Source organism: Pseudidiomarina terrestris (assembly GCF_030466375.1).
GTDB lineage: Bacteria > Pseudomonadota > Gammaproteobacteria > Enterobacterales > Alteromonadaceae > Pseudidiomarina > Pseudidiomarina terrestris.
Map to the genome: position 1 here is coordinate 137,848 of NZ_JAGGJE010000004.1, position 12,074 is coordinate 149,921.

Annotated in this window: 12 protein-coding genes; 6 read left to right on the forward strand and 6 right to left on the reverse strand. The window is 52.6% G+C overall.

Features of this window, described 5'->3' with window-relative positions:
• Nucleotides 1–8: 8 nt before the first annotated feature.
• The gene (rcsF, locus tag J6J28_RS10135; RefSeq protein ID WP_301721500.1) at nucleotides 9–404 is read right to left on the reverse strand and encodes an Rcs stress response system protein RcsF; all 396 of its coding nucleotides are present in this window, start codon (nucleotides 402–404) and stop codon (nucleotides 9–11) included.
• Between the two features lie 150 nt (nucleotides 405–554).
• On the opposite strand from rcsF, the gene cfa reads away from it, so the two are divergent.
• Nucleotides 555–1,670: a cyclopropane fatty acyl phospholipid synthase gene (gene cfa / locus J6J28_RS10140; RefSeq protein ID WP_301721501.1), complete on the forward strand. Its 1,116-nt coding sequence runs from the start codon at nucleotides 555–557 to the stop codon at nucleotides 1,668–1,670.
• Nucleotides 1,671–1,682: 12 nt separating this feature from the next.
• Here cfa and J6J28_RS10145 read toward each other — a convergent pair whose 3' ends face one another.
• Nucleotides 1,683–2,729 (reverse strand): AI-2E family transporter, encoded by a 1,047-nt coding sequence (locus J6J28_RS10145; RefSeq protein WP_301721503.1) that lies wholly within the window; start codon nucleotides 2,727–2,729, stop codon nucleotides 1,683–1,685.
• Between the two features lie 82 nt (nucleotides 2,730–2,811).
• Between J6J28_RS10145 and J6J28_RS10150 the strand changes: the two genes are divergently transcribed.
• From J6J28_RS10150 to kynU, 3 genes are read left to right on the forward strand one after another with little or no spacing between them, the layout of a single operon-like run.
• Nucleotides 2,812–3,303 carry an Mpo1 family 2-hydroxy fatty acid dioxygenase gene (locus J6J28_RS10150; protein WP_301721504.1) on the forward strand — a complete coding sequence of 164 codons (492 nt, stop codon included), beginning with the start codon at nucleotides 2,812–2,814 and terminating at the stop codon, nucleotides 3,301–3,303.
• On the forward strand, nucleotides 3,304–4,152 hold the full coding sequence (locus J6J28_RS10155; RefSeq protein WP_301721505.1) for an alpha/beta hydrolase: 849 nt from the start codon (nucleotides 3,304–3,306) through the stop codon (nucleotides 4,150–4,152).
• 1 nt (nucleotide 4,153) lies between these two features.
• Complete coding sequence (kynU, locus tag J6J28_RS10160) at nucleotides 4,154–5,422, forward strand: kynureninase (protein WP_301721626.1); 1,269 nt, start codon at nucleotides 4,154–4,156, stop codon at nucleotides 5,420–5,422.
• A gap of 14 nt (nucleotides 5,423–5,436) precedes the next feature.
• Here the strand turns inward: kynU and J6J28_RS10165 are convergent, their stop codons facing one another.
• The 4 genes from J6J28_RS10165 to J6J28_RS10180 form a co-directional block, all read right to left on the reverse strand.
• On the reverse strand, nucleotides 5,437–6,288 hold the full coding sequence (locus J6J28_RS10165; RefSeq protein WP_301721507.1) for a universal stress protein: 852 nt from the start codon (nucleotides 6,286–6,288) through the stop codon (nucleotides 5,437–5,439).
• A 16-nt stretch (nucleotides 6,289–6,304) separates the two neighbouring features.
• Nucleotides 6,305–7,795, reverse strand: coding sequence for a SulP family inorganic anion transporter (locus J6J28_RS10170; RefSeq protein WP_301721508.1), 1,491 nt, complete (start codon nucleotides 7,793–7,795; stop codon nucleotides 6,305–6,307).
• Nucleotides 7,796–8,009: 214 nt separating this feature from the next.
• Nucleotides 8,010–8,942: a tetratricopeptide repeat protein gene (locus J6J28_RS10175; protein WP_301721509.1), complete on the reverse strand. Its 933-nt coding sequence runs from the start codon at nucleotides 8,940–8,942 to the stop codon at nucleotides 8,010–8,012.
• A 126-nt stretch (nucleotides 8,943–9,068) separates the two neighbouring features.
• Nucleotides 9,069–10,508, reverse strand: a complete 1,440-nt coding sequence (locus J6J28_RS10180; RefSeq protein ID WP_301721511.1) for a DUF945 family protein — start codon at nucleotides 10,506–10,508, stop codon at nucleotides 9,069–9,071.
• 116 nt (nucleotides 10,509–10,624) lie between these two features.
• Between J6J28_RS10180 and J6J28_RS10185 the strand changes: the two genes are divergently transcribed.
• Both J6J28_RS10185 and J6J28_RS10190 read left to right on the forward strand, forming a co-directional pair.
• Nucleotides 10,625–11,161, forward strand: coding sequence for a DUF3750 domain-containing protein (locus J6J28_RS10185; protein ID WP_301721514.1), 537 nt, complete (start codon nucleotides 10,625–10,627; stop codon nucleotides 11,159–11,161).
• Between the two features lie 206 nt (nucleotides 11,162–11,367).
• Nucleotides 11,368–12,036, forward strand: a complete 669-nt coding sequence (locus J6J28_RS10190; protein WP_301721515.1) for a LiaF domain-containing protein — start codon at nucleotides 11,368–11,370, stop codon at nucleotides 12,034–12,036.
• Nucleotides 12,037–12,074: the final 38 nt, after the last annotated feature.

Consider the following 12,074-nt stretch of genomic DNA (forward strand, 5'->3'; position numbering starts at 1 on the left):
ATTCTTTATTACTGCAATGGCACAGCTTGGTACGCATCGCCCTCGCACCACCAACGGGTCGTGCATCCGCCTTCGTCGTCTTTAACGCATTTTTTCAACACTAAACGGTTTGCCTGCCGTTCAGCGGCGGCAAGTTTCATCCGCATGCGCGCTTGTTCCTGCGAGGCCTCATCCGCCAGCAGGTGACTCGCGCACGACTCGCCCCGAACCGGACCTACGCTGACAAACTCGACGTCTGAGCGTGACAATTCATAAGGTCGCATAAACTCTACCTGACCTGCTTTAGCAAGTTGCTCGGCGCTCATCCCCTGGGGTGCGCTGGCGCACGCTGACAAGCCAGTCAACAGCATCAGGCTCGCGAAAGTGGCGGCGGCTTTGCTGTACATGTTGCGGATCTTGCACATAAAATGCCTCTTCGATAAGTTTGTAGAAACCATACGTTTTGCTCAGACTAAAGTCTAGAACGATTCGCTCTATGCTAAAACGTTCGCTGCGATAGTCTGCGTTTTTCACCAGCTTAGCTACACTTATTAGCAATCAGGAGAGAGGCGATCATGGAAACCCGAGCTTATATCGAAAAGTTACTTGCCCGCGCCGATATCAGTATAAACGGTTCCAGGCCATGGGACATGCAGCTGCATCGTGCTGATGTACTCAATGATGTCCTCGCCCGAGGTAATCTTGGTTTAGGCGAAGGCTACATGCGCGGCGACTGGGATTGTGAGCAGCTGGATGAATTCTTTTATCGAATCTTACGCGCGCAACTTGGTCAGGAAATTAAACCCACGCGCTTTCTATGGCAGCACCTTAAAGCGCGCTGGCTGAACTTACAAAGTCGAGCGCGTGCCTTCCAGGTCGGTGAACAGCATTACGATTTAGGCAATCAACTTTATCAGGCCATGCTCGATGAGCGTATGGTCTACACCTGCGGTTATTGGCAGCGGGCTGAGAATCTTGCCGATGCCCAGCGCGACAAGCTGGAACTGATCTGTCAGAAGCTACAATTACGTCCGGGCATGCAACTGCTGGATATTGGCTGCGGCTGGGGCAGCTTTATGAAGTATGCAGCAGAGAACTACTCTGTCAGGTGTGTCGGCGTAACCGTCTCCAAAGCACAGGTCGAGCTTGGTGAAAAAATGTGCGCGGGCCTGCCCATTGAATTCCGCCTGCAAGACTATCGTGATATTAACGAACATTTCGACGCTGTGGTCAGTATTGGTATGTTTGAACACGTCGGTCAGAAAAATTACGACAGTTTTATGGAAGTCGCCGCGCGCAGTCTAAAAGACGACGGGCTGTTCCTGCTACATACGATTGGCAGAAACCGCGATGTCCGTGGTACTGATCCCTGGATCAACCGGCATATTTTCCCTAACGGCGAGTTGCCGTGCCTGGCCCACATCGATAACAGTTCCCGCGCACATTTCACCGCCGAAGATATCCATAATTTTGGTGCCGACTATGATCGGACGTTAATGGCCTGGAGTGACAATTTTGAGCGCAACTGGGAACAGTTAAGCGGCGATTACGATGAAACCTTTAAACGCATGTGGCGGTACTACCTGCACTCCTGTGCCGGCGCCTTTCGTGCCCGCGACCTGCAGCTCTGGCAGTGGGTCTTCAGTAAAAACGGGATTGAGGGCGGCTATCACCGCCCGACATTGGACTAAGTCGCGGACAGGCTACATTTCGCCATTAAAGTCTTTCATAAAAATCTGCCAGGTCGCCATGAACAGCGCGGCGACCAGCGGGCCGATGACAAAGCCATTGATACCAAAAAGGGTGATACCACCGATGGTAGAAAATAGCACCACATAATCCGGAAGCTTGGTATCGCGTCCAACCAGAATCGGTCGTAACACATTGTCGGCCAGGCCTATGACAACAGCACCGTAGGCGAGCAGGATGGTGCCGCTTATCCAGTCGCCGGTGGCGAATAAATACAAACACACCGGGAACCAGATAATCGCCGCGCCCACCGCAGGGATCAAGGACAAGAACGCCATCACCACACCCCATAACAAGGGCCCTGGTATCGCAAGCAGCCAGAAGATAATACCGCCAAGAGCACCCTGCACGATCGCCACCACTAAGTTCCCTTTTACTGTCGCGCGGGTCACTTCAGCGAACTTTTTAAATAATGCCTCTTCGCGTTCGTCGCCAAGCGGAAGAGCTCTGACGATAATCCGCATCAGCTTACTGCCATCACGCAGCAGGAAAAAGGTCAGGTACATCATCAGCGCCAGACTGATCAAAAAGCTAAAGGTATTCTGCCCGATACTGAGAGTTTCTTTGGCTAGAAATTGCGTTGCACTGACCAGACTGTTAGAAATGCGCTCGCGCAGGTTAGTGGTATCGATGCCAAGCTCGACCAATACCTGATCAAACCAAGGGAAAGCATCACGGAGCTGCTGCAGGATTTGCCGGGGATCAATCTCTCCCGCTTCAACTCGCTGGTAAAATTGAATCCCCTCTTTCACGAAGGCTGTACTCAGGAAGATAACCGGGATAACGACAATCGCCATACAGGTCAATAGAGTGAATCCGGCGGCGGTATTGGGTTTTTCGCCTATTTTTGACAGTACCCAGCGTTGCATAGGCGCAAAAATAACCGTCACCGCACAGGCCCAAAAAATAGCGCCAAAAAACGGCTCTAAAATGAATCCGAAAGCGATGCTTACCAGTATAAGCAGAAGCAAAAACGAGCGACGCTCCAATTTATCGCGCATGGCCTTTCCCTTCAGTGGATTTTCTATTTATAGTAGATGGCAAACCGTCATACTGACAGCACAATAGCTACAGGGCAAGACTATGAAAACAATAACAGACCATTTGTCTGAGTATGCCGCGTACCATCGCGACCGCCGTAATATTGCAACCCATCTGCTGGGTATCCCGATGATTGTCATCGCGATACAGATTTTACTCTCGCGTCCGCATTGGTCTTTTGAGGGGTGGTTCTTAAGCCCGGCTCTGATTATTGCTGTTATCGCATCTTTTTTCTACTTGCGTCTCGACCGTCCGTTAGGACTGCTGATGGCAGTATTACTTGCCTTGACCGTGGTGCTAGGCGTGCAAGTAGCAGCCCTGTCGACCAGTGCGTGGTTGAGCTGGGGCGTTGGCTTGTTCGTAGTGGGCTGGGCTTTTCAGTTTATTGGGCATTATTTTGAAGGGCGCAAACCAGCGTTTGTCGACGACATTATGGGACTGACCATTGGCCCCCTGTTTGTCGTCGCGGAAGTGGTTTTTATGCTGGGTTTGAAAAAAGATTTGCACCAGGCCATCGAAAAGAGATTCTCGTAAATGGACCCACGCAAACTTATTTTCTCTGTGCTCGCAGCAGGATTCTCTCTTGCCTCATCGCCCCTGGTGGCCAGCACCGACACGACCACACTGGCAGGACCTGACGTTGCCTACTCAAGCGTTACCGAGCTCAGCTATAGCGCAGCACAGCAACGGGTAAGCTACGGTGATGATCCGCTGCAATTTATCGATCTCTGGCCAACATCTGGGGTGTCTGCGCCCTTGGTAGTATTCATTCATGGTGGATGCTGGTTAAATGCCTACAACATCGACCATACCCGACCAGCCGCCACTGCTTTGCAGCAGGCAGGCTATGCGGTGGCCTCGATTGAGTATCGCCGTACCGGCGATAATGGCGGGGGTTGGCCCGGAACCTGGCATGATATCCAGAATGCCATGCAGCGGCTCATTGCTCTGCCTGAGTTAGCGCTTCGTGAGCGACAGGTCGTGGTGATGGGGCACAGTGCCGGCGGACATCTGGCTTTACTTGCCGGTGGCGCATTCGCTGAGTCTGTGGATCATGTTGTTGGTCTGGCGGCCATTACCGATCTTGCTGCTTATACCGCAGCCGAAGGCGGCTGCCAGCAGGCCGGCGCGCAGTTTATGCAGAGCGCCTCGGCCAGCGACTGGCAGCAAGCCAACCCCATTACACAGGATATCACCGTCGCAGTCACCTTGCTGCAGGGAGGCGCCGATAGTATCGTGCCTACCGAACAGGCCCGCGCTTATGCACAAAAAGGTGCGGTTCAGGTCGTTCTGGCAGAAAGTGCTGGCCATTTCGACTGGGTTCATCCAAATACAGCGGCCTGGCAACAGCTGCTCACCACCCTGGAAGCGATGCATGACTGATATTAATTTCAGTGCGCTCGAGCGCCTGGACCAAGCTGATCCGCTTGCTCATCTGCGGGATGAATTTGTCATTCCCGAAGACACCGTTTACCTCGATGGTAACTCCTTGGGTTTAATGACCCACGGCACTCAAGCTCGTGTGGCCGAGACGACCGCGCAACAATGGGGTCAGGACGGCATCCGCAGCTGGAACGAACATGGCTGGGTTCACCTGCCCGCTAAAATCGGCGACAAGCTGGCACCAATCATTGGCGCGCAGGCAGGACAGGTCATCTGCTGTGACTCCATCTCAGTGAACTTATTTAAAACGCTCAGTGCTGCTTTTGCGGTTCTTGATGCCCGCGGCGAACCACGCAACCAGCGTCATCAAGTGCTGTCTACCGCGGATAATTTCCCAACCGACCTTTATATGGTGCAGGGGTTGCAGCAACTGATCGGCGCGGAGAATTGTGAGCTGGTGCTTGCCGATGAAGCTGAGCTGCTTGCTGATCTTAGCAAGCATATTCATGCTCAAACCGCCATCGTAATGCTAACCGAGGTCAACTTTCGTAGTGGCCGGCGATTACCTATGGCCGAGATTATCGCTCATGCCCACGCGGCTGGCGCATTAGTCATTGTTGACCTCGCCCATAGCGCAGGTGCTGTGCCGGTCGAGCTGGATAAGTGGCAGGCGGATTTTGCTGTAGGTTGCACTTACAAATACCTGAACGGTGGACCCGGGGCACCGGCCTTTGTGTATGTGGCCGAGCGTCACCTGGGTAGCGTCAGACAGCCACTATCCGGCTGGTTTGGTCATGCCCGGCCATTCGTCTTTGATGCACAGTTCGAAGCCACTGACGGCATCGGAAAAATGCTCAGTGGGACGCCATCAATTCTTGCCATGAGCGCTGTCGATGCGGCATTAGATGTATTTGCGGATGTTACCATGGTGCAGGTCCGCGAGAAATCCATCGGCCTGGCAGAGCTGTTTTTAGAACTTTTAGAGCAAACGGGACTGGCCCGGGAATTCGACTGCATTTCACCGAAGACGGCGCAGCAGCGCGGCAGTCAGCTGTCGTTCGCTCACCCGGATGCTTATGCGATTTGTCAGGCTCTGATTGAGCACAAGGTGATTGCCGATTTTCGCGCACCGAATTATCTGCGCGTCGGCTTCACGCCACTCTACACCAGTTTTACCGATATTGGGCGTGCCGTCGCGCGTCTGGCGGAGATTATGCAAACGCGGGCCTATACAGACCCACGTTTTCAGACGCGTCAGGCAGTCACCTGATCAACCCGGACAGGCTAGCGCAACACCAGAACTGGAGTTGTGCTTTCCTGCAGCATGCGCATGGTGGTGCTGCCCACCAAAAACTGGCGAATGCGTGAGTGGCCAAAGGCCCCCATCACCATGATGTCGATGCCATGGTCGGTCTGATAACTGTGTAAGCTTTCTTCTACATTTCCGCTCAACAGTTTGGTTTCGACGTCGTGCCCGCCCGCGCGCAGATGCTCTGCGGCCCAGTCCAGGCGCTCCTGGTTTTCCACAGTGTCATCATCAACCATTACCAGGTGCACCGGCATACCTTTAAAAAGTGGGCTCTCGGTCACTAGCTCAACCCCTTTTTTGGCGGTTTCACTGCCATCATAAGCCAGCATCGCGCTTTTCGGTGGCTGGAACTCATCAGGGGTCAGCAGTAACGGCCGATGAACGCTACGAATCACGGTTTCCAGATGACTGCCAACTTTGCGGAGCTGATTTATTGAGTCTTCGCCGTGTAAGCCCAACACCGCCAGCCGCACATCCTGCTCCATGTCGAGCAGAGTGGGTGCTAGCCCACCGTGGCGCTGGCGCTGATGAATGTCGGTAAGACCTAGCTTGCGCACCTTCTGTTCAGCTTGCTCAAGCAACATATGGCCATGCTTCAACGCCAGTTTCGCGCGTTGTTCATCCAGCTCTGCCAGCTGCTCGAGTAGATGCTCACGAGTCCCAAGCCCGATGTTACCGGTAACATCCGTGCTCGCTTCCAGGGTCGAGTTTTCGAGCACGTGCAATAGTAAAACTGGCGCAGAAAGCTGTGTTGCGGCCCAGGCGGAATACTCACACACTGCGGTGCTGGCTGTGGCCCCATCGATACATCCAATAACAAATGACATCTTGTCCTCCTGCAGCCTAGTGGCCGCCAATGATTTTATCGGCCGCGTCAGGTTTATCATGCACACCGAAACGGTCAACAATTGTTGCGCTGGCCTCATTCAGGCCTATGACTTCAACGTCAGCACCGTCGCGACGGAACTTCAATACCACTTTATCCAACGCACCAACAGCGGTGATATCCCAGAAATGCGCACGGGTTAAGTCTATTACTACTTTATCGACTGCTTCTTTGAAGTCAAAGAAAGCGACAAATTTATCTGCAGAACTAAAGAAAACCTGGCCAATGACCTGATACTTACGCTCAGTCCCTGCCTCATTGATGGTGGATTGAACATGCATGAAATGGCCAATTTTATTGGCAAAGAACATTGCCGCCAAAAGCACACCAACGCCGACACCTAAGGCGAGATTATGCGTCGCTACAACCACAGCTACGGTAGTGACCATCACGATATTGGTCGACAACGGGTGCTTGCGCAAATCACGAATTGACGCCCAGCTGAAGGTACCGATAGACACCATAATCATGACCGCGACCAGGGCCGCCATCGGGATTTGTTTCAACCACTCATCGAGCACCAGGATCATCACCATCAAAAAGGCGCCCGCAACAAAAGTTGAAAGGCGGGTACGGCCCCCGGACTTCACGTTGATCACCGACTGACCAATCATGGCACAGCCCGCCATACCGCCAAACAAACCGGCGCCCACATTGGCAATACCCTGGCCTTTACATTCACGGTTTTTATCACTATCGGTATCCGTCAGGTCATCAACGATAGTTGCGGTCATCATCGATTCAAGCAAGCCTACTATTGCTAATGCGGCTGAATAAGGAAACACGATCCACAAGGTTTCAAGCGTTAAGGGCACGTCAGGCCAGAGAAAAATCGGCAAGGTATCAGGTAGCTGCCCCATATCACCAACGGTACGGATATCAATGTTCCAGAAAATGGCAACGAGGGTCAGTGCAACAATACAAATCAACGGCGATGGCAGTACTTTGCCAATCACTGGAACATAAGGGAACAGGTAAATGATACCCAGACCGGCAGCGGTCATAGCGTAAACATGCCAGGTCACATTCGTCAGCTCAGGTAATTGCGCCATGAAAATCAGTATCGCCAGCGCATTCACAAACCCTGTCACTACCGAGCGCGAGACAAAGCGCATCAAATCGCCAAGCTTCAGGTAACCGGCAACGATCTGCAGGACGCCAGTCAACAAGGTTGCCGCGAGCAAATACTCAAGCCCATGTTCACGAACCAGCGTCACCATCAGCAGCGCCATGGCGCCAGTAGCGGCAGAAATCATGCCCGGTCGGCCACCTGTAAAGGCAATAATAACGGCGATACAGAACGAGGCATACAAGCCAACTTTTGGATCGACTCCGGCAATAATAGAAAAGGCAATGGCTTCAGGGATAAGCGCCAGCGCCACCACGATACCCGCGAGCAGATCGCCACGGATATTCGAGAACCATTGGTTTTGAATGGTCTTCAACATAATTGTTATCACTTTTAAAGTTAGAAATTAAGAACACGAAAATGCGCCGGCACAGAAGCTGGCCAGCTAAAAGAAGAGAAAACTGTTACGGCTAGGGTGGCGTAAGCAGGAACAAAGCCCAAACTCCACTGTTGTTGCATGGTTTGGGCCGAAGCCCTTTAGAGGGCGGGAATGATATAGAAAATCAGGCGGCGGCGCAAATGCCCCGCCGATTTTAGTTGCCGCCGCGATTACCGCTAAGCACATCCCCAAGGCTGCTTTGTCCTCTACCAGGACTCAATACTGCGCACGGAGAGCCCGTGTCAGCGCAGCCAACGCCGCGAATGCGTGAGCCAATGGAACGGTTATCAAAACTGCCTGAAGCGTCCAGTTGATTGACCAGACGATCGAGTTGAGTACGGTACAGACTTGCGTCTGCGGTGACCGTGATCCGCTCCATGGCCTGCTCAGCCTGACGCAGCAGCTGGCCATCATCGCTCGCAGCAAATTCAGTGCCGGCTAACTGCTGATTAACCTGCTGCAGTTGCTGCCGCGCGTCGCCATAACCTGAGCGAGCTAAGCGCGCAAACAGTGTGCCTGCGGCAATCAAATCCTGCTCCACCAGAGTTCCGGTTTGTTGCAACCGTGCCAGCGCGTACATGGCCGTCAGCAATCCTGTTTCAGCAGCCTGCTCTAACAAGGGAACCGCCTGTTGCTGCTCAGTGACAGTATTACTGGCCAGCAATTGCGTTGCCTTCAAGTACAGGGCGGGCGCGTAACCAGTTTTGACAGCACGGTCGAGCCAGCGCTGACTCTGCTCTGCATTCTGTTCCACTACGAAGCCGCGTTGGTACCAGTCAGAAATAACGTACATCGCTAACGGGTTGCGCCGGTTTGCGCCTTGCTCCATAAACTGTTGGGCTTTTTCGGTGTCTTGTTCCACACCATCACCACTGGCGTAGGCCAGCGCTACCACAGCAGCGGCATCGCCACTGCCCTTGCGTGCCAAACGCTCAAGCTCTGCCAACTGGCGCTCGCAATCGCCACTTTCACAAATGGTCAGGTTTTCACTGACCTGCGCATGTGCCGCGGAGCCAGCACTGAGCGAGATCGCAGATACGGCGAGCAAGATTGCTAACGTGAGACCCGGAAATGATGTGCGTAACATAGCTGATGACCTGTTTAAAAGAACGGATAATGACCACGCGCACAACATAGCACTGGCTGCAGCGCAACAACATTGCCGCGTGGTAAACAATTGTAACCAAGGTTTTCTGTAACGACTGTACGCCTGTTACATGCCGCCCATAGCTTGCGTTAAGGGCACTTGTTGGCCATTCATATCTAATACCCCAGCGGCAACCTGCAGATCCAATACGTAAGAACCATCTTCCTCGCGTAATACACCCTGCTGCACAAAGCTTTGGATCATCATCGCGGCTTGCTGGGCTGCAATCTGTTGCAGTTGTTCAACGGTCAATTCGCGCGCTTGTCCGGCATTAACCAGGCTCATCTGCACATACATTTGGGTTGCCCACTGCAACAGCGGTTTTTCTACATTCAGGTGGGTACTGGCGCGCATGTGTTCACGCCAGAACGCATCATCGTCCATGGCTTGTGGTAAGGCACGGACACCAGCAACCGACAGCGAGGCGCTGGCAACAAACTGACCTTCGGGCAAGCTGCCACTAAAGTTAGTGATCGTCAGCTCTGGCTCGGCCTGTAACAACGCCAGTCCCTGCTGCTCGAACAACTCTTCGAGAGCTGCCTGGAGCTGCTCGGGATCTGTGCCAGCATCGCTTTGCAGCAGTTGCAGATAGGCATCCATAAATCCCTTATCGATAGCGTTCATGGCAGTGTTCATACGCAGGTCATTGGTCTCGACGCCATTCACCCGTAGAGTATCAAACCCGTAGTCCATGGCCATCTGCACGAGCTCGTTTCCGGTCGCACTTGCCTCACTGATGGACACGACGTAGTCCATAGAGACCTTGTCGGCCCCCATCACTTCGCCGGCTTCTGCGGTCGTCACTGTCATGGCATCCAGAGTCATACTGCCGTGCCCTTCGTAAAACTGACCGCGTAACAGGGTTTGCAGCGATGCTTCAGCAAGGCCACTTAACTGTGCATTTTGCAGTTCAACCTGCAACGACTCGACCCCTAGATTAAACTCTGAAAAAGCGCCTTCGTATCTTAACGTTTTACCGTCGTACTGCCCCTGACCACCGTATTCTGCCAGTTCAAAACGTACTTCGCCGGTACGCTCGGTATTACTCAACTGCGGAATACTGTCGCGATAACTGGCATTGCCAGCCAGATTGACGGTACCTTGCTGCAGGTAAAGTAAACGGCTGCTATCCCACTGCACATAATCTTGCAGGCCCTGACCATCATTGCTGACCTGCCACGACGCAAGCCCAATTGCCAGTCCCTGATCTGTCAATAACGGACCGTGTTGCAGGGAAAGTTCGAACTCGGTGGTCACCACCTCACCGGTTGCCCCGTCTTCGAGCCCCAGAGCACGCGTATCAATACCAACCTCGATCACAGCATTTGCGCTCAACCAGTCGCGCTCGTAGCTGACCACCCGCGCTTGATATAAATGCTGAGATTCATCAAAAAGGGCCACGTAATCTTTAATCGCTGACTCTGTTTGCGTTCCGATGAAATAAGGAGTGACCGATAGCCCTGCAGCAACCACGACAATCCCGATAAATGCGCCCTTCTTGCTCATACTCATTGATCCATATCTTGATGTTAAAAGTAACGAGAAGATAACAAAATTGATCCTTCTTATCATAGTTTTTTAAGTTTAATGTTGTAACTAAATATAAGGAAAGGCACGGCGCTATGAAAAAATCAGTTGTTATTCTCACTTTATTGCTCGTGATCAGTGCTTGTTCTTCAAGTGATTGGCGCGATGCATCGCGGGAGTCGGCGGGCTTGGCCGCTGATCCGCAGCTACAGAATCAGGCCATTATTGAGGCCTATGCCGCTGATGCCTTTGGTTGGCGCGGCTGGTTTGCGGTTCATACCTGGCTGGCGGTAAAACCCGAGAACGCGACTGAGTATACGGTTTATGAGGTGGTCGGTTGGCGGGTTGATAATGGCGAGCCTGCACTGCGCGTCTACCAAACTAAAACTCCCGATCGCTACTGGTATGGCGCACGTCCTGAGAAGCTGCTGTCGCTCACCGGTATAGAGGCGGCTGAGCTGATCCCACAAATTGCGGAAGCATCAACCCGTTACCCCTGGGCAAATGAATACCGCGCGGTTCCTGGCCCCAACAGCAACACTTTTCCGGCCTGGATTGCATTACAATTTCCGCAACTGGGGCTAAAGCTCCCCTTCAGTGCCATCGGTAGCGGCTATGCCGATAACGAGTAGCAACATTAATGATGGTCGACTAAGATTCTTGCAGTCATTGCGCTCGTAACGAATCGCGTTAAAAACTGATGACTTTTGAATGCATTTGGTTAAATTAACCAACCGTATCTATGCGGACCAAGATAAAAACGTTGACTTACAATGGCTTATATTTTGGCCTTAATATTGCATAATTATCGGCAGGGTTCGCACAATAAGGAAGACTAATGCCTGTTAAACTCGAAGACCGTCCGCTTGAACAAGTCCGCGAAGAAACCGTCGATAAGCTTATCGTCAATTATAGTCGCGCGATTATTTCCGCCGAAGCTTTTGAACGACGTCTTGATGAAGCTATGGCCATGGACTCCAATCAACAGCTGGTTGAGCTCGTTGCTGACTTGCCGTTAGAAGCTGACCCCGGCTACGACGATTCTAAAGAGCGTTCGTTTACCCCAAATTACGCCGCGGCCAACACAAAATCAGAGCATGGCGAGACTGACGATAAACTCATTAGCATTCTGGGTTCCAATGTTCGTGAAGGGCAATGGCTGGTGCCTAAAAAGATTGTCGTTGTGGATGTTTTGGGCTCGGCTAAGATCGACTTCACCGACGCTGTTTTTCAGCACCAGCATGTAGAAATTCACGTATCTAATGTCCTCGGCAGCCTGGAAGTCTTTGTCCCTGAGAATGTAAATGTCACCAGCCGCATGTTTAATATCATCGGCTCTGCAGAAAACCATGCGCCATCGATGGGCAGCCGCCAGGCTCCGCAAATTACCATCACCGGCTGGACGCTGCTTGGCTCGGTAGAAGTTTCCGTGAAGCGCACCATGAAAGAAAAACTGGTCGCCTTTGCCAACAGCATGCGGGAAACCTTCGGCATGGAAAAGCAGTAGCTTATCAGGGATAATAGCGGGCATACCCTCATTCGTAA